The 16,877-nt window shown below is 61.6% G+C and carries 17 protein-coding genes and 1 tRNA gene; 10 read left to right on the forward strand and 8 right to left on the reverse strand.

Features of this window, described 5'->3' with window-relative positions; all coding sequences use genetic code 11:
- Positions 1 to 73 precede the first annotated feature (73 nt).
- Both HX801_RS08945 and HX801_RS08950 read right to left on the reverse strand, forming a co-directional pair.
- A complete protein-coding gene (locus tag HX801_RS08945; protein ID WP_063033519.1) occupies positions 74 to 487 on the reverse strand; it encodes a hypothetical protein in 414 nt (137 codons plus the stop codon).
- A gap of 73 nt (positions 488 to 560) precedes the next feature.
- A complete protein-coding gene (locus HX801_RS08950) occupies positions 561 to 1,481 on the reverse strand; it encodes an alpha/beta fold hydrolase (RefSeq protein WP_177021914.1) in 921 nt (306 codons plus the stop codon).
- Between the two features lie 172 nt (positions 1,482 to 1,653).
- On the opposite strand from HX801_RS08950, the gene HX801_RS08955 reads away from it, so the two are divergent.
- From HX801_RS08955 to HX801_RS08965, 3 genes are all read left to right on the forward strand, one after another.
- The gene (locus HX801_RS08955) at positions 1,654 to 2,619 is read left to right on the forward strand and encodes an arsenic resistance protein (RefSeq protein WP_177021915.1); all 966 of its coding nucleotides are present in this window, start codon (positions 1,654 to 1,656) and stop codon (positions 2,617 to 2,619) included.
- Between the two features lie 87 nt (positions 2,620 to 2,706).
- Positions 2,707 to 4,347: a glycosyltransferase family 39 protein gene (locus HX801_RS08960; protein WP_177021916.1), complete on the forward strand. Its 1,641-nt coding sequence runs from the start codon at positions 2,707 to 2,709 to the stop codon at positions 4,345 to 4,347.
- Between the two features lie 126 nt (positions 4,348 to 4,473).
- Positions 4,474 to 4,875, forward strand: a complete 402-nt coding sequence (locus tag HX801_RS08965; protein ID WP_003218048.1) for a hypothetical protein — start codon at positions 4,474 to 4,476, stop codon at positions 4,873 to 4,875.
- Positions 4,876 to 4,966: 91 nt separating this feature from the next.
- Here HX801_RS08965 and HX801_RS08970 read toward each other — a convergent pair.
- The 4 genes from HX801_RS08970 to HX801_RS08985 form a co-directional block, all read right to left on the reverse strand.
- Positions 4,967 to 5,042: transfer RNA gene (locus HX801_RS08970), tRNA-Phe, on the reverse strand.
- Between the two features lie 103 nt (positions 5,043 to 5,145).
- Positions 5,146 to 5,418 (reverse strand): oxidative damage protection protein, encoded by a 273-nt coding sequence (locus HX801_RS08975; RefSeq protein WP_087693327.1) that lies wholly within the window; start codon positions 5,416 to 5,418, stop codon positions 5,146 to 5,148.
- Positions 5,415 to 6,482, reverse strand: a complete 1,068-nt coding sequence (gene mutY / locus HX801_RS08980) for an A/G-specific adenine glycosylase (protein ID WP_008435691.1) — start codon at positions 6,480 to 6,482, stop codon at positions 5,415 to 5,417. The genes HX801_RS08975 and mutY overlap by 4 nt, the downstream gene beginning before the upstream one ends.
- Positions 6,479 to 8,695 (reverse strand): AsmA family protein, encoded by a 2,217-nt coding sequence (locus HX801_RS08985; protein WP_177021917.1) that lies wholly within the window; start codon positions 8,693 to 8,695, stop codon positions 6,479 to 6,481. The genes mutY and HX801_RS08985 overlap by 4 nt, the downstream gene beginning before the upstream one ends.
- Before the next feature lie 295 nt (positions 8,696 to 8,990).
- On the opposite strand from HX801_RS08985, the gene HX801_RS08990 reads away from it, so the two are divergent.
- From HX801_RS08990 to HX801_RS09020, 7 genes are all read left to right on the forward strand, one after another.
- On the forward strand, positions 8,991 to 10,652 hold the full coding sequence (locus HX801_RS08990) for an OFA family MFS transporter (protein ID WP_102367922.1): 1,662 nt from the start codon (positions 8,991 to 8,993) through the stop codon (positions 10,650 to 10,652).
- A 240-nt stretch (positions 10,653 to 10,892) separates the two neighbouring features.
- Positions 10,893 to 11,486 carry an imidazoleglycerol-phosphate dehydratase HisB gene (gene hisB, locus HX801_RS08995; RefSeq protein WP_003218037.1) on the forward strand — a complete coding sequence of 198 codons (594 nt, stop codon included), beginning with the start codon at positions 10,893 to 10,895 and terminating at the stop codon, positions 11,484 to 11,486.
- Entirely contained in the window at positions 11,486 to 12,124 is a 639-nt protein-coding gene (hisH, locus tag HX801_RS09000; RefSeq protein WP_003218034.1) for an imidazole glycerol phosphate synthase subunit HisH, read from the forward strand. The genes hisB and hisH overlap by 1 nt, the downstream gene beginning before the upstream one ends.
- Complete coding sequence (locus HX801_RS09005) at positions 12,124 to 12,381, forward strand: DUF2164 domain-containing protein (protein WP_003218033.1); 258 nt, start codon at positions 12,124 to 12,126, stop codon at positions 12,379 to 12,381. The genes hisH and HX801_RS09005 overlap by 1 nt, the downstream gene beginning before the upstream one ends.
- Before the next feature lie 39 nt (positions 12,382 to 12,420).
- Complete coding sequence (gene hisA, locus HX801_RS09010; RefSeq protein ID WP_008435688.1) at positions 12,421 to 13,158, forward strand: 1-(5-phosphoribosyl)-5-[(5-phosphoribosylamino)methylideneamino]imidazole-4-carboxamide isomerase; 738 nt, start codon at positions 12,421 to 12,423, stop codon at positions 13,156 to 13,158.
- A 9-nt stretch (positions 13,159 to 13,167) separates the two neighbouring features.
- Positions 13,168 to 13,938 (forward strand): imidazole glycerol phosphate synthase subunit HisF, encoded by a 771-nt coding sequence (gene hisF, locus HX801_RS09015; RefSeq protein WP_003218030.1) that lies wholly within the window; start codon positions 13,168 to 13,170, stop codon positions 13,936 to 13,938.
- Between the two features lie 66 nt (positions 13,939 to 14,004).
- Entirely contained in the window at positions 14,005 to 14,763 is a 759-nt protein-coding gene (locus HX801_RS09020) for an ABC transporter substrate-binding protein (protein ID WP_177021918.1), read from the forward strand.
- Here the strand turns inward: HX801_RS09020 and HX801_RS09025 are convergent.
- A complete protein-coding gene (locus tag HX801_RS09025) occupies positions 14,716 to 16,020 on the reverse strand; it encodes a Vps62-related protein (RefSeq protein ID WP_177021919.1) in 1,305 nt (434 codons plus the stop codon). The two genes, HX801_RS09020 and HX801_RS09025, sit on opposite strands and share 48 nt — an antisense overlap.
- Positions 16,021 to 16,094: 74 nt before the next feature.
- The gene (locus tag HX801_RS09030; protein ID WP_008435686.1) at positions 16,095 to 16,877 is read right to left on the reverse strand and encodes a divergent polysaccharide deacetylase family protein; all 783 of its coding nucleotides are present in this window, start codon (positions 16,875 to 16,877) and stop codon (positions 16,095 to 16,097) included.

The following is a 16,877-nucleotide window of genomic DNA, read 5'->3' on the forward strand; positions in this document are numbered from 1 at the left end:
TGGATCAGTCGACATTTGAGCTGACTGACACACTGCCTTCGCGAGCAAGCCCGCTCCCACATTTCGTTTTGTATCAGTCTTCGGAGCTAACCAGCGCCTGTGACGCCGCGACGTAATCGGCCTGGAATTCCGGCGATTCAATCCACGCCAGCGCTGCCGCTTCATCCTCGGTATCCGTGGCCCACTGGCGATACTCGATCAGCGCCGCGAGGATAAAGTCCGTCGCTTCTTCTTCGCCTTCCTGCTCCAGTACCACTGCCAGCAGCGGGTGCGCCAGGAACACGGCACACAGCGCCTGCTGGCTGGTTTCGCCAGCGGTGCGCATCTCCAGGAACAGCTCGGTCAAATCCACCGATTCAAGATCAATGCGGCTGTCATCGCCGGCAAAGGCATCCGGCTTGGTGGCGACGGCGCGTTGGGTGCGATTCTGCTTGGCCTTGGCTTTTGCCCGGTGGGCGCGTTTTTGCTGCTTGTTCGGCGAAGCCATGGGCTCACGTCCTTGGTGTCAGGATCTGGGGGTGGGGTATTGAAGCGCAGGTCTGGAGAAATCCCAAGGCTTTCTAGGTGCGATCCGTCACTTGGCGCCCCGGCGTGCCGTTGGCCAACTCTCCCCTTTGCAGCCAAGCCAATGCAATCGGCCACAACCGATCTTGATACTGGCTGCGAAAGAATGCGAAGTGTCCGACCTCTTTTTCGCCGATATCTTCAGGGGCGATCCGCAGGTGCGTGCGCTCGCTGCCGTCGAAGTAACCCAGCAGGCGCTCGATTGCCGCCACCGTGCCAAACGGGTCGTCGGTAATGCTGATGGCCAATATCTGTGCCTTCACCCGCGAAAACGGCAACTCGGGCAAGGCTCGCCCACTCGGACGTTTTTCATAACTCGGCGTCGGCGTACTCCAGTCGCGTACCACGCCCGCCGGGGTATCCTCCAGCCAGCCTATGCGCTTGCCCGGGAAGTAGCCAAAAACCGCTGTCACCAGCGGCATCACCACATGCCATTTGGCAAGCATCCGCCAGCGCCCGCTCGCCTCGTAGTCGCGCCAGTAGGCAAACTGCGCGCCTACCGTCACCAGGCGCCGAATCACTGCGCCGGAAGCCCCGAGCCCCGCCGCACATCCGCCAAAACTGTGCCCGACCACATCAATCGGCTGCCCGGGAAACTCCCGCTGGGCCCGCTGCAGGATCGCTTCGAAGTCCAGCACGCCCCAATCGGACCATGAGGCCTTGAACCCTTTCAGCGAGCCGCTGCGGGATTCGCCGATGCCGCGGTAGTCGTAGGTGATGACGTCGAAGCCATTGGCAAACAGGTAATCGGCAAACCGTGAGTAGTGACGGCAGCGTACGGAGGTGGCGGCGTTGATGATGACGACCGGGCGTTCAACGTCTGTGCGCGGATGGCGCCATGTGAAGCCGCCGATGGAATGCCCATCGGCTGTGGGCTCGCGGAATGCTTCGGCTTGAGGTCGGACTGGCAGGTTCATGAACAGGCTCGATCATTGCGCTTTCGATGGGGTGTCAAAGGCCCGTGCGCAGTTTTATGAGAAGTCGAAACTAACAAATTTCTGCTATGAAGACCCCGGGGATTTTTCTGAGGCTCGACCTGAGCGGCACAGATGCCTAGGCTTAGACCCTTTCGCCCACCAGAGCCGGCCCATGACCCGCGACACCCTCGAACAAAACCAGATCCCGATCTACTTCGCCAGCGTGGTGCTGGCTGCCGTTGTCGGCCTGCTGGCGCCCTCCATGGTTCAAGGTGTGGCTGCCCTGGTTACGCCCGCCATCGCCGTGCTGATGTACGCGATGTTTCTGCAAATCCCCTTTCTGGACCTGCGCCAGGGCTTGGGCAACAAACGCTTTATGGCCGCATTGCTGCTGGCCAACTTCATCCTGATTCCGCTGCTGGTGTGGGCGCTGACTCGGGGCCTGGTGGAACACCCGGCGATCCTGGTGGGTGCGTTGCTGGTGCTATTGACGCCGTGCATCGACTACGTGGTGGTGTTTACCCATATCGGCAAGGGTGACTCGCGGTTGATGCTGGCGGCGACCCCGATTCTATTGTTGCTGCAACTGCTGCTGTTGCCGGTCTACCTGGGGTTGATGCTGGGGGCGCAGTCGCAGGTGGCGGTTGCAGTGGGGCCGTTTGTCGAGGCCTTCCTGCTGCTGATCGTTGCCCCCATGATTCTGGCGGTGCTGACCACTTCCCTGTCCCGGCGCTCACCGGTCGTCAGTGCCTGGAACGATGCCTGGGCCTGGCTGCCCGTGCCGGCCATGGCGCTGGTGCTGATGGTGGTGATCGGTTCGCAGATCACCGCCGTGGTCCGCGATATCGGCCTGCTGGCGCCGGTGATCCCGGTGTATATCGGCTTCCTGTTGCTGGCCCCGCTGATGGGGGCGCTGGCTTCGCGCCTGTTCAAGCTATCGGCGCCCACGGCGCGGGCGGTCACCTTCAGCGCCTCCACGCGTAATTCCCTGGTGGTGCTGCCGCTGGCGCTGGCGTTACCCGAAGAGATCCGTGGGCTCGCTGCTGCCGCAGTGATCACGCAAACCCTGGTGGAATTGGTAGGGGAGCTACTCTATATCCGCCTGCTGCCGCTGCTGATCTGGCCCGCTCGTCGTTAGGCGGATGAATGTTTGATTCCGTTCAGGGCTTATTCAGGGTGGCGTTCGGCAACATGAGCCGGTTTACCCCACCTGACAGGCTGAATAATGGATCAACACAATCGCTTTCGAATGGAATCGCTGGGTATTTTCCTTATCGCCTTGCTGCTGTTCACCCTGGGCATCTGGGACCAGCAGCCACAGGGCTTCGACGGTCGCTGGGCCGTGTTCATGCAAGAGATGTTTCGCCACGGTGCGAGCCTGTTTCCAACCACCTACGGTGAGCCTTACCCGGACTATCCGGGCACCGCGACCTACCTCAGCTACCTCTTTGCCCGTTTATTCGGCGCGCCCAACGACCTGGCTAACGTGATGCCCACCGCCCTGGCGTCTGCCGGGGTCATGGCGCTGATCTACCGCTTGCTGGTGCCGTCGGGCCGGGCGTGGGCGCTGCTGACGGTGCTGCTCACCGCATTGACTGCCCAGTTGCTGGAGAAGTCGCGCTCGGTGTGCCTGGACCAGATGATCTCGTTGTTGTGCCTGGGGTGTTTCTACCTGCTGCATACCGGTGAGCGCCTGGGCTCGCGGCTGCGCCAATATGCGATCTTTCCGTTGTTCGTGGTGGCGTTTGCCATTCGCGGGCCGCTGGGGTTGATCGAGGTGTGCGGGGTGGCCTGTGTCTACTGGGCGCTGGGCACCGCTCGTACGCGGCAAGAGCGGATTGCACTGCTGAAAAAGGTGATTGCCCACGGCGTGGTCGGTTTGATCCTGCTGGCCGGCTGTTGGTGGGCGCTGTTGAAACTGGCGCGGATCAGCGGGGGCGATGCTTTCGTCGATGATGTGCTGCGGATGCAATTCACCGGGCGCCTTGATGAAACCGGTGAGGCGTTCTACTTCTACTTCAAGCTGAGCCTGTACCGCTATTTCCCGGTGGTGCCGCTGGCCCTGGCGACGATGATTGCCCTGCGCCACAAATGGTCGGCCCGCCACGACGATGCCGATGTGCAGTTGATGCTGCGCTTGGCCGCCTGCGGCCTGATGATTTTGCTGGGCTTGTCGGTGCCGCACTTCAAGCGCGCCTATTACATCGTGCCCATGGTCCCGATGTTTGCCGCGGTGGCCGCCTATGGCTTGCTCCAGGCCCAGGGCTGGTTGCTCGGCGTGCGGCGTGGCTATGAGTGGCTGGTGGCGGTCCTGCCGGTGCTGGGTATTGCCGTGGTGTTTGTCTGTCGGCATCTGTGGCACAAGCACGGCTACTGGCCGGACGTTTCAGTGCCGGCGCTGGTGGGTGTGCTGATCGTGCTGCAACTCGCAGCCGTGGTTGCCTGGCGCCGTTTGCAGGGCAATCTCGGCCAGCGCCTGGTGGTGCTCAGCCTGATTGCGCTGGCCACCCAATGGCTGGTGCTGATGAAGGTTGTGGAGCCGGCCAAGGACCTGCAATTCGACACCAGGAACTTCGTAAGCGCGGTAGAAAAGCTGCGTGCCGATAATCCCGGGACCCTGGTGTTCGTCGATCTGGCCAAGGACACCTGGGCGATTCGCTACATCATGAACCTGGATCACGACGAGCAGCCGCTGTTCATCGGGCGCAACCAACCCTTGCTGGTGGATACGCTACCGCGCCCCGCCTGGGTGATTGTGGAGCGCAAGCAAACCGCACTGCTCAGCGGCACGCCGCTGGAACACATGGCGCCGGTGTTCAATGGGCGGTTGAATGACAACCCGCTGCTGGTGTTCCTGGTGAAGTGACTCAGTCGCCTTGACATCCTTGTCGGTGGTGACGCCGACGAGAGTGGCGATCACTGGGGAATTAAGGATGGATCAATGGGGTCGGAATGAGGTGTTGATAACCGGCGCTTTGGATCGTCTTACTGTATGGTCGCCGCCTGGATGACCGGTTGGTCTGATTGGAGCGCTTTGCAGCCTGCCGCAAAACAGGCGCCTGCCAGGCTTGGGTACTTTCGTGGTGATGAGTTTGGGTGCGACATGGAAGCAGTAAAAATGGATTTTGAGTATGCCGGTGCCGAGAGCGTCGGTAGTGCCCACGTGATCGGCCGTTCCTGGCTTGGCGGCCTCAGCATCTGTTTTGACGGAGGCTGCAGCTACCCCTCGATGATCAGCGTGCTGGAGGCTGTATTCAGGCGCTACGGACGCCTGGTGCGTTTTGGCGAGTCGCTCTCGGCGCAGGATTGGATTGCGCGCGTGGAGGAGAGTGGTTTTCACATCTCCGAGCAGGAGCGGGTTGCGGTGTTGACGTTGATGCGGGGCGGGGGCTGAAGGAGTCAAAAACGGCAGGCAACAAAAAACCCGCACCAGGCGGGTTTTTTGTGTGTTTCAGATGACATTTGCACCACCTGAAACTAATTAGTGGTGCCCAGAGACGGAATCGAACCGCCGACACGGGGATTTTCAATCCCCTGCTCTACCGACTGAGCTATCTGGGCAACGGGGCGCATTAAACGGGTTTTTCAGGGGGTCGTCAAGCAAGTTTTCAAAAAATATTTAATTATTACCGTCGCTTACGGGCCAACCCCCACATTTGATCAATTATTCAGCAGGTGGCACGTAGCCGTCGGCCTTGGCGTAATCCTCGCCGGAAAAGTACTTGTCCATCTCGCCCTGCAGGTATTTGCGGTCTTCGGCGTTCATCATGTTCAGGCGCTTTTCGTTGATCAACAGGGTCTGGTGCTTTTGCCAGTCAGCCCAGGCCTTGGCGGAGACGTTGTCGAAAATGTCCTGGCCCTTGGCGCCAGGGAACGGGGCGCGCTCCAGGGCGGGCAGTTCTTCGTGGTACTTGCGGCAGATGATGGTGCGGGTCATGACGGAACTCCTGCGTTCAATACTTCAGCCGCGCGCTTCAGCAGTTTTTTCACCGGGGCGGCAAGGCCCAGGCGCGGCGGGGTGGCGAGGTTATACCAGAGCCAGTCAGCCTCGGCCACGTGATGGGCAGACTCCTGGACCTGGACCAGCCAGGGTTCGATAGCCAGTTGGAAGTGGCTGAAGGTGTGGATCAGGCTCGGCAGCTCCTGGTGTTTGCCCAGCGCCAGCGAGTGCTGGTTGGCCAGGTGTTCCAGGTCGGCCAGGTCATCCAGCTCCGGCAGGCTCCACAAACCGCCCCACAGGCCTGTGGAGGGGCGACGGTAAAGCAGGATCGCACCCTCGCCATTGGCCAGCATCGGCATCAGCGTGCGCTTCTGGGGCACGGTCTTGCGTGGCTTGGGGATCGGGTAGCGGGTTTCCAGGCCGAGCAGGTGCGCTTCGCAGCCCTTTTCCAGCGGGCACAGCAGACAGCTGGGCTTGCTGCGGGTGCAGAGCGTGGCGCCCATGTCCATCATGGCCTGGGTGTAGGCGTTGACGCGGTCATGGGGCGTAAAGCGCTCTGCGGTGGCCCACAGCTGTTTGGCGACCTTCGGCTCGCCCGGGTAACCCTCTTGCGCGGTAAAGCGCGCCAGCACGCGTTTGACGTTGCCATCGAGGATCGGCGCTCGCAGGCCCATGCTCAGGCTGGCAATCGCACCCGCGGTGGACAGGCCAATGCCGGGCAGTTCGGTGAGTTTTTCGACGTCACGGGGAAACTCGCCGCCATATTCGGCAACGACGATCTTCGCGGTCTTTTGCAGGTTGCGCGCCCGGGTGTAGTAACCCAGCCCGGTCCACAGGTGCAGCACTTCGTCTTCCGGCGCGGCAGCCAGGGCTTCGACCGTTGGCAAGGACGCCATGAACCGGTCGAAGTAGTTCAGCACGGTGCTGACCTGGGTCTGCTGCAACATGATCTCCGAGACCCACACCCGGTAAGGCGTGATGCCCTGTTGCCAGGGCAGGTCATGGCGACCGTGGCGGTCGTACCAGTCGAGCACCGCCGTTGAAAACTGCTCGTTTCTCATCGTTTGAACAGGCCTTTAAGCGCGTCTTTCAGCTGTGGATTGACCTTGTCGAGCTTCTGTTCAAGCTTCTCGCTGAGCTTGTTGCCCGCCGCCTTGATGGCGACCTGGCTCAAGCCGTCCTTGTCCAGGCGGCAGGCCTTGGCGCCCAGTTCCAGCGGGCCACGGCAGCGCAGCGGGACTTCGATGTTCTGGAAATTGGAGCCCACCTGGCAAGCCGGGTCCGGCACGTCGCGCTGGTCGCCTTCGACGATGATGCCGACGCGGTAGTCCATGCCCAGCACGCGCAGGTCGACGTCACCGTCGCCGTTGACGGTCAGGCCCGGGATGCGCACTTTCAGGTCGGGGTTGCTGGCCACACCATTGCGGAAGGTCAGGTTGCCCTTGAGTTCCTGGAACGGGGTGTCCTTGCCGCGCTGGTCGCCGCTGAGGGTCTTGCGGTTGAGCAGGGCGATGCCGGTGCACAGCTGTTGCTCGATGTTGGCGTTGAGCAGCACGCCGTTGTTGATCGCGAAGCTGGCGGTACCGTTGAGGCTGTCGATCAGGGCTTTCTGGCTATTGCCGCGGCCGTTGAGGTTGCTGTCGAGGGTGAGCTGGCCCTTCACCGGCGGGTTCTGCCCCTGGGCTTGCAGGATGCGTTCGACCGGTACCTGCTTGATGCGGGTTTGCAGCGCCAGCAGCGGTATGTCCTGGCGCACGTCAAGGTTGCCGTTGGCCTGGAAGGTACCGTTGTAGAGGCCGCCGCTCAAGGTTTCGAGCTTGAGCTGGCCATCGAGGCCGGAGGCTTTCAGGGCGGCATTCTGGATCGGCAGCTTGCTCAGGGTCAGTTGGCCAAAGGACAGGTCGGCGTTTACGTCCAGGGTGCGCAGGCGGGTCAGCGGCAGCAGCTTGTCGGTACTCCAGGCGGCCTTGGTCGGGGCGTCCGGCAGCGGTGTGGTGCCACCGGCCGCCATGGCGCCGGCTTCGCTGTTCTGCACTTCAGCCTGGCGCGCGGCCGCAGCGCCCTTGGCGGCTTCGGACTTGGCCGGCAGGTAGTTGTCGGCGTTGAACGTATCGGCCTTGAGCTGCACCCGCAGGGATTGCCTGGCGAAATCATCCACGGCCACGCGACCGGTGAAGGTGCTGTCGTCGAGTTTCAGGTTGAGGTCTTCAAGCGCCAGGCTGGTCGGCGTGCCCTTGAGGCGGCTGACCAGTTCGACCTTGCTCAGGCTGCCGGCGGCCATCGGTGGCAGCGGGTTGCCGACGCTGTCGAGGAACTTGGCCAGGTCAAACTGGGCAATCGACAGGGCGCCGCTGAGCTGTGGAGTCTTGTCCAGGTCGTTGACCTTCAGCTCGCCCAGGGCGCGCAGTTGGTTCAGCGACAACTTCATGCCGGTCCATTCGGCGATATTCGCAGACTGGTCCACCAGCAATTGGCCCTGGGTCGAAAAGGTCACGGTCTTGCCTTGCAGCGGCTCGCCGGTGGCTTCACCAGTGACCTTCATGTCTTCGAACTGGTAGCGCTTGAGGGCGCGCTGAATGCGCAGGTTGCCGTTGACCTCGGTCTTGACGCGCATCAGCGGCTGGTTGGTGCCGAAGAACGCGGTGAGTTTGACCGGGATGCTTGCACCTTCGTGCACGGCGCCGGCACTCAGCTGGATGCTTTCGGCGCTGAACTGCTTGCCGGTCTGCTCGTCGTTGTATTCGACGCGGGCGTTGTTGATGGTCAGGCTGTCGATGTCCAGGCGGATCGGCTGCGGCGGCTTTTCAGGCTTGGGCGGTGTGGCCGCTTCAGCCACGGCAGGCGTGGTGGCGGCGGTAGCCGGGTCCGGCACATTCTTGCCGATGTCTTCCCAGTTGCCGTGGCCATGCACGTCTTTGTTCAGGCGCAGGTTCAGGCCTTCGACACGTACATCGCTCATCTGCACTTCACGGCGCAGCAGCGGCAGCACGCGCACCGACAGGCCGAGCATCTGCAGATCGGCAAACGGTTGGCTCGGATTGGTCAGGGTCGCAACGCTGGCCTCGTGCAATTCAAGACCGAGCCAGGGGAACAGGCTCCAGCCGATGTCGCCATTGAGCGTCAGCTCGATGTGGGCCTTGTCGCGGGCAATCTGGCGAATCTCGTCTTTGTAGTCGTTGGGATCGAAGAGATGGGTCAGGGCAAAGCCTAGAGCCACAATGATCAGCAACAGCCCGAGAAGTACCAGACCCAGGATTTTGCCGAACGCTTTCATGGGCGAGTCCTTGTATGTCGATTTTAAAATTTAGCCGAAGAGTATAACGCTCGTAGCCCTATGGCTGTTTAGGGATCGTTACATGGCGTCAAACAAATCAGATAACTCCAGAAAGGTGATATCAGTTTGGTTTTTCTGTCATCCACAGATGCTAATCTGCGCATGTTCGTCTGCCGTCTGCGACTAAACGTCGCGTTTAAAAGGAGCTTTACTCAACAAAACGGCCACGCCTTGCGTGTAAGGCCGAGGGAGAGAGCGCCCGACGGACACATACTAATAACTGGGGGAAACACCAATGAGCACTAGCACTGCGGCGGGTAATACTGCTGCACAGCCTGCGTTCCTGTCCAAGGAACGCATTATCGCCAAGCCCGGGTTCAACCGTTGGCTGGTACCACCGGCCGCCCTGGCGATCCACCTGTGTATCGGCATGGCCTACGGTTTTTCGGTGTTCTGGCTGCCGTTGTCCAAGGCGCTGGGGATCACCGCACCGGTCGCCTGCGCGCCGGACATGAGCTTCATCAGCCAGGTCTTCTCGTCACAATGCGACTGGCCCATCTCCATGCTGGGCTGGATCTACACCCTGTTCTTCATCTTCCTCGGCTGCTCTGCGGCGATCTGGGGCGGCTGGCTGGAACACGCCGGGCCACGCAAGGCTGGTGTCGTTTCGGCCTTGTGCTGGTGTGGCGGCCTGCTGATCTCCGCGCTGGGGATCTATACCCACCAGATCTGGCTGATGTGGATCGGCTCCGGGGTCATTGGTGGTATCGGCCTGGGCCTGGGCTATATCTCGCCGGTCTCGACCCTGATCAAGTGGTTCCCGGACAAGCGCGGCATGGCCACCGGCATGGCGATCATGGGCTTCGGCGGCGGCGCGATGGTGGGTGCCCCGCTGGCAGCCGCCTTGATGGGCCACTTTGCCTCGCCGACCAGCGTTGGCGTGTGGCAGAGCTTCGTGGTCATGGCCGTGATCTACTTCGTGTTCATGATCGGCGGCGCCTTGTCCTATCGCGTTCCGCCGACCGGCTGGAAGCCTGAGGGCTGGACTGCCCCGGCGAAAAAAGCCAGCAACGCGATGATCACCCACCGTCACGTGCACGTGAACGTGGCCTGGAAAACCCCGCAATTCCGCCTGGTGTGGCTGGTGCTGTGCCTGAACGTGTCTGCCGGCATCGGCATCCTCGGCATGGCTTCGCCGCTGCTGCAGGAAGTGTTCGGCGGCAAGTTGCTGGGTAACGGCCTGGCATTTGGCCAACTGGATGCCGGCCAACTGGCTTCCATCGCGGCCATCGCCGCCGGCTTTACCGGTCTGTTGAGCCTGTTCAACATCGGTGGCCGGTTCTTCTGGGCATCGTTCTCCGACTACCTTGGCCGTAAAAACACCTACTTCGTGTTCTTCGCATTGGGCTTTGCCCTGTACGCGCTGATCCCGAACCTGGGTCACCTGGGTAACGTCGCGCTTTTCGTGGCGGCGTTCTGCATCATCCTGTCGATGTACGGCGGTGGTTTTGCGACGGTGCCGGCTTACCTGGCGGACCTGTTCGGTACGCAAATGGTGGGTGCGATCCACGGTCGCCTGCTGACCGCTTGGGCAGCGGCGGGCGTACTGGGCCCGGTGCTGGTGAACTACCTGCGTGAGTATCAGTTGAGCATCGGCGTTGAACGCGCTGCCGCCTACGACATCACCTTGTACATCCTCGCCGGCCTGCTGGTGCTGGGCTTTATCTGCAACCTGCTGGTACGGCCGGTGGCAGACAAGTACTTCATGACCGACGCCGAACTGGCTGCCGAGCAGGCGCTGGGCCATGACAAGGGCGCCGATTCCAGCACCGTGCTGGAGTGGAAAGCCTCCTCCGGCAGCGTGCCATTGGCGGTGGCTGCCTGGCTGGTGGTGGGCATTCCGTTGGCGTGGGGCGTGTGGGTCACCCTGCAGAAAACCGCAGTCCTGTTCCACTAACACCGCGTAACCCTTGTGGGAGCGGGCTTGCTCGCGAATGCGATGGATCAGTCAGCACATGTATTGGCTGACACACCGCTTTCGCGAGCAACCCCGCTCCCACGCAAAGCTGCCCCCACACTTGTACTGACATGTCTATCCCCGACACTCCATCAGTCTTATCCCCTCCGATGTTTCTGTTTAGCGCCCGCGCCCCTATAATGGCTGCCTTTTTCGCCCAATGATTTTGCGGAGCTGGTGATGGCCGAACGTAAGGCGTCCGTCGAGCGCGACACTCTGGAAACCCAGATCAAAGCCTCGATCAACCTGGATGGCACCGGAAAGGCCCGATTTGATATCGGTGTACCTTTTCTTGAGCACATGCTGGACCAGATCGCCCGTCACGGGCTGATCGACCTGGATATCGTCAGCAAGGGCGACCTGCATATCGACGACCACCACACGGTGGAAGACGTCGGTATCACGTTGGGCCAGGCATTTGCCAAAGCCATCGGCGACAAGAAAGGCATCCGTCGCTACGGCCACGCCTATGTCCCGCTGGATGAAGCGCTGTCGCGTGTGGTCATCGACTTCTCCGGCCGCCCGGGCCTGCAGATGCACGTGCCGTACACCCGCGCCACCGTGGGCGGCTTCGACGTCGACCTGTTCCAGGAATTCTTCCAGGGTTTCGTCAACCACGCCCTGGTCAGCCTGCACATCGACAACCTGCGTGGCACCAACACCCACCACCAGATCGAGACCGTGTTCAAGGCTTTCGGCCGTGCCCTGCGCATGGCCGTGGAGCTGGATGACCGCATGGCCGGGCAAATGCCGTCGACCAAGGGCGTCCTGTAATGCAGACGGTCGCGGTTATCGACTACGGCATGGGTAACCTGCACTCGGTGGCCAAGGCCCTCGAGCACGTAGGTGCCGGCAAGGTGCTGATCACCAGCGATGCCGACGTGATTCGCGAAGCCGACCGGGTAGTGTTCCCGGGGGTTGGCGCGATTCGCGACTGCATGGCCGAGATTCGTCGCCTGGGCTTCGACAGCCTGGTGCGTGAAGTCAGCCAGGACCGGCCGTTCCTCGGCATCTGCGTGGGCATGCAAGCCTTGCTCGACAGCAGTGAAGAGAACGACGGCGTCGACTGCATCGGTCTGTTTCCGGGCCAGGTGAAGTTTTTCGGCAAGGACCTGCACGAAGACGGCGAGCACCTGAAGGTGCCACACATGGGCTGGAACGAAGTGCGCCAGACCGTGGATCACCCGCTGTGGCACGAAGTGCCGGACCTGGCGCGTTTCTATTTCGTACACAGCTATTACATCGCCGCCGGTAACCCGCGCCAGGTGGTGGGTGGCGGGCACTATGGCGTCGACTTCGCCGCGGCCCTGGCCGACGGTTCGCGCTTTGCCGTGCAGTTCCACCCGGAGAAGAGCCATACCCATGGCCTGCAATTGCTGCAGAACTTCGCCGCGTGGGACGGGCGCTGGTAATGGCCAAGAAGGTCAAGCCGCCGATCTTGAACCTCACTCCCCAGCAGGAGAGTGAGGCCACCGACAAGATCAAGCGTTTCATGGAAGACCGCTTCGAGCTCAAGCTCGGCTCGTTCGAGGTCGCAGAAATCCTCGAACTGTTCACCACTGAAATTGCTCCGCACTATTACAACAGGGCGATTTTCGATGTGCAGACGCACCTTAAAGAAAGGTTCGAAAGCATCGAAAGCGACTTGTGGGCGCTCGAGAAACCCTGATTTCCCGAGCAACGCTGAATATCGAATAAGGTTTGCCAGATGCTGATTATTCCCGCAATCGATCTCAAGGACGGCGCCTGCGTACGTCTGCGCCAGGGCCGCATGGAAGATTCCACGGTGTTCTCCGATGACCCGGTGAGCATGGCTGCCAAGTGGGTGGAAGGCGGTTGCCGTCGTCTGCATCTGGTGGACTTGAACGGTGCGTTCGAAGGCCAGCCGGTCAACGGTGAAGTCGTCACGGCGATCGCCAAGCGCTATCCGAACCTGCCGATCCAGATCGGCGGCGGTATCCGCTCCCTGGAAACCATCGAGCACTACGTGAAAGCGGGCGTGAGCTACGTGATCATCGGCACCAAGGCCGTGAAAGACCCGGCCTTCGTCGCCGAAGCCTGCCGTGCGTTCCCCGGCAAAGTGATCGTGGGCCTGGACGCCAAGGACGGTTTCGTCGCCACCGACGGCTGGGCCGAGATCAGCACCGTCCAGGTGATCGACCTCGCCAAGCAGTTTGAAGCCGACGGCGTCTCCGCCATCGTTTATACCGACATCGCCAAAGACGGCATGATGCAGGGCTGCAACGTACCGTTCACCGCTGCGCTGGCTGCGGCCACCAGGATCCCGGTGATCGCTTCCGGCGGTATCCACAACCTCGGCGACATCAAGTCGCTGCTGGACGCGAAGGCGCCGGGGATCATCGGCGCCATCACCGGCCGGGCGATCTATGAAGGCACCCTGGATGTCGCTGAAGCCCAGGCTTACTGCGACGCCTACAACGGCTGAGGACTGACCATGGCGCTGGCCAAACGCATCATCCCTTGCCTGGACGTCGACAACGGTCGCGTGGTCAAGGGCGTCAAGTTCGAGAACATCCGTGACGCCGGCGACCCGGTGGAAATCGCCCGTCGCTACGACGAACAGGGTGCCGACGAGATTACCTTTCTCGACATCACCGCCAGCGTCGATGGTCGCGACACCACGCTGCATACCGTGGAGCGCATGGCCAGCCAGGTGTTTATCCCGCTGACCGTGGGCGGTGGCGTGCGCACCGTGCAGGACATTCGCAACTTGCTGAATGCCGGCGCGGACAAGGTTTCGATCAACACCGCCGCGGTGTTCAACCCGGAATTTGTCGGCGAAGCCGCACAGCACTTCGGTTCGCAATGCATCGTGGTTGCCATCGACGCCAAGAAAGTCTCCGGCCCGGGCGAAACTCCGCGCTGGGAGATCTTCACCCACGGCGGGCGCAAGCCGACCGGGCTGGATGCCGTGCAGTGGGCGATGAAGATGGAAGCCCTGGGTGCCGGTGAAATCCTGCTGACCAGCATGGACCAGGACGGCATGAAAAACGGCTTCGACCTGGGCGTGACCCGCGCCATCAGCGACGCGCTGGGCATCCCGGTGATTGCTTCCGGCGGCGTCGGCAACCTGCAGCACCTGGCCGACGGCGTGATCGAAGGCCACGCCAGCGCAGTGCTGGCGGCGAGTATTTTCCACTTTGGCGAATACACCGTGCCTGAGGCCAAGGCCTACATGGCGGCGCGCGGTATCGTCGTACGCTAAACGTCACTGGACACCATGGCAGGCTCGCGGCACTCTCTGGGCTTGCCATGGATTCCGGTGACTTTCATGTTCAAAGACCTGCTGCTCGCCCTCGCCAGTACCACCGTTCTGCTGACGGGTTCGGCTTACGCTGATGAACCGTCCGACGGCGCTTCCCTGGTGTTGCTGACGGAAAACTTCCCGCCGTACAACATGGCGAAAAACGGCAAGAACTTCGCCAAGGAAGAGAACATCGAAGGCATTGCCGTGGACATCGTCCGCGAGACGTTCCAGCGTGCCGGTATTTCCTACAACCTGACCCTGCGGTTCCCTTGGGACCGGATCTACAAACTCGCCCTGGAAAAACCCGGTTACGGCGTGTTCGTGATGGCGCGCTTGCCGGACCGTGAGGCGCTGTTCAAATGGGTCGGCCCCATCGGCCCGGACGATTGGGTGCTGCTGGCCAAGGCTGACAGCAAGATCCAGCTGAGCGACCTTGAGCAGGCGCGGCGCTACAAGATCGGCGCCTACAAGGGCGACGCCATCGCCGAGAGCCTGGAGAAGCAGGGGCTCAAGCCGGTGATCGTGTTGCGGGATCAGGACAACGCGAAAAAGCTGGTGGATGGCCAGATCGACCTGTGGGCCACCGGGGACCCGGCGGGCCGTTATCTGGCACGCCAGGTCGGGGTGACCGGGCTCAAGACTGTGTTGCGTTTCAACAGCGCGGAGCTGTACCTGGCGCTGAACAAAAACGTGCCGGATGACGTAGTGGCGAAACTCCAGGCGGCCCTCGATCAGTTACGGCAGGAGGGTGTCATCGATGAAATCATGGGGCGTTATCTCTAGGTTGTTTTCTGTGGGCTCGGGCACCTCTGCTGGTACTTCCTCTGGCTCCTCAACAGCAGTAACCGCCGCTTCAGGTTGCAGCAGCTCGCTGAAGTAGACGTTATCTCCGCTGGCATAGGTCAGGGTTGGCCCGAGCTGGCTGCCGTCAGCCCGCAATAGCTCGTATCGGCTTTTGACCAGGTAGGCAGCGATGGATTTATTCGCCGGGATGTAAGCCATCACATCCGCCACGCCCTCCCGTTCCCAGCCTTGTGCGGTCAAGCCCGTATGCGTGAAGTCGCGATTGAGGTTGGCACTGATACTCAACGGATGCCGGGGTGCCCAGGCAGCCTTTATATCGACGCCGGTCAAGGAGCGCAGGCCCATGGAGAAGTCACTGATCTCTCCTTTTGCGAATACCCAACTGAAGGTTTGGCTTGCTGGCGTGGTGTTTTGACCGCTGGCCACCAAGCTGTACTGGTCGATTCTTTTCAACCGATATACCGGGCAGGTTTGCAGTTTTTCCAGGGGCGTCAGGGTCGGGTCGTTCACGGTAAACCAGGGCAGTTCGCACACATGAATGCCCTCTGTTACCTGCTCCGGCATCGTGCGTCCTGGTGCCATTTCGGGTGAAAGTGGCGGCAAATCTTCGGAATGAAGCGCAAGGTCCAGCCGCAGGGCGTGCACCGGGCGTTGCCTGGTTGGCTTGGCATAGCCCTCGGCGCCGGTAAAGGTGCCCGGTGCCAGGTAGGCTTGACCAGGCGCTGCTTGCGACGGGGAGACACCCCAGGCGCTGAAGTCCCGGTGGGCGCCGCTGCCTTGGTCGCTCCAGATCAACTGGTCGACATAGGCCTGAGTCACCAGGTCTTCTCTGACACAGCGGATGGTATTGCGTGGTGGTTTGTCGTTACCGAGGCCACAGACCAGCCCCATCGCCACATAACCTTCTGGAGCGGTGGGCCGCCAGATTGAGAAATTGGCGCGTGCCCTTGGTCCCGAGTGTTCCCAGACTCTCTCGAAGTCGACGGGGGGCCGCAAGGCGGTGCCATTCTCCCGGTCAACTTCGCTGACAACAGCGACGATGTTCAGTTGATTGATGTTGTGGTAACCCGCCACCGCCACATCACCCAGCGGGACGAAGTTGCCCAGCGCGTCGGAGGATGTGCTCGGGCGCCAGAAGGTCACGGGTTTCTCGGCGCGAGTGCCTTTGTCGTTCCATACAGGAACGAACTCGGTGGTGAAGTTGATCAGCAGGTCTTTGTATTGCAGTGAGTTCATCTACAGACTCTCCAGTGGATACGAAGATCCACTATCGAAGAGTCCGCTCGGTCAGGCGCGGTAGCTATATAGCACTAGCGGTAAGTGCCGTTTTTTCCGTGGCCGGCCATGGCCTGGTTGCTGCGCAGGCTGATCATCAACTTGATGTCGATCCACTCGACGCCCTGGGCCTTGAGCTTGGGCAGCTCACGTTCGAGTACCGCCAGGGTCTGTGGATAAGGGTGGCCGATCATCACCGCCGACCCCTGTTTGTGGGCCAGCTTGATCGCGGTCTGCAGCTGGGTGGTGATGGCCGCTTCGGTGCGTTCGTCGTCGAGGAACACATCCCGCGAGACGCTGGCCAGGCCAATCTTTTGCGCCTCGGCGGCGGCGACGGTTTTAGCGCTGGTGCGGCTGTCGACGAAGAACTTGTGGCGTCGTTGCAGCTCACCCATCAACCAGGCCATGGCCTCCGGCTGGGCGGTCATGCGGCTGCCCATGTGGTTGTTGATGCCGGCGGTGTAGGGCACGGCCTTGAAGGCCGCGTCCAGGCGTTTGCCCAGCTCTTCGATAGGCAGGTCGGGGTGCCAGGCGAACGGGCCGGTGGCCGGGTCCATGGGCATGTGCAGGATGACGATCTTGCCGGCCTTGTGGGCTTCGCGGGCGAATTCGGCGGCGTGGGGTGTGTCGGGCATGATCGCCGTGGTCACCGGGCCGGGCAGGGCGAGCACACGACGATCCCGGGGCAGGTTTTGCCCCAGGTCGTCGATGATCAGGGTCAGGTAGGCTTTGTGTTCAGCGGGGGCTGCACTGGCGGGGTTGCCTTGGGCGACTCCCGCCAGACAGCACAGCAAAGCGATGATCAGTCCACGGCGCAT

The organism is Pseudomonas sp. G1002, from assembly GCF_013385455.1.
Taxonomy (GTDB): domain Bacteria; phylum Pseudomonadota; class Gammaproteobacteria; order Pseudomonadales; family Pseudomonadaceae; genus Aquipseudomonas.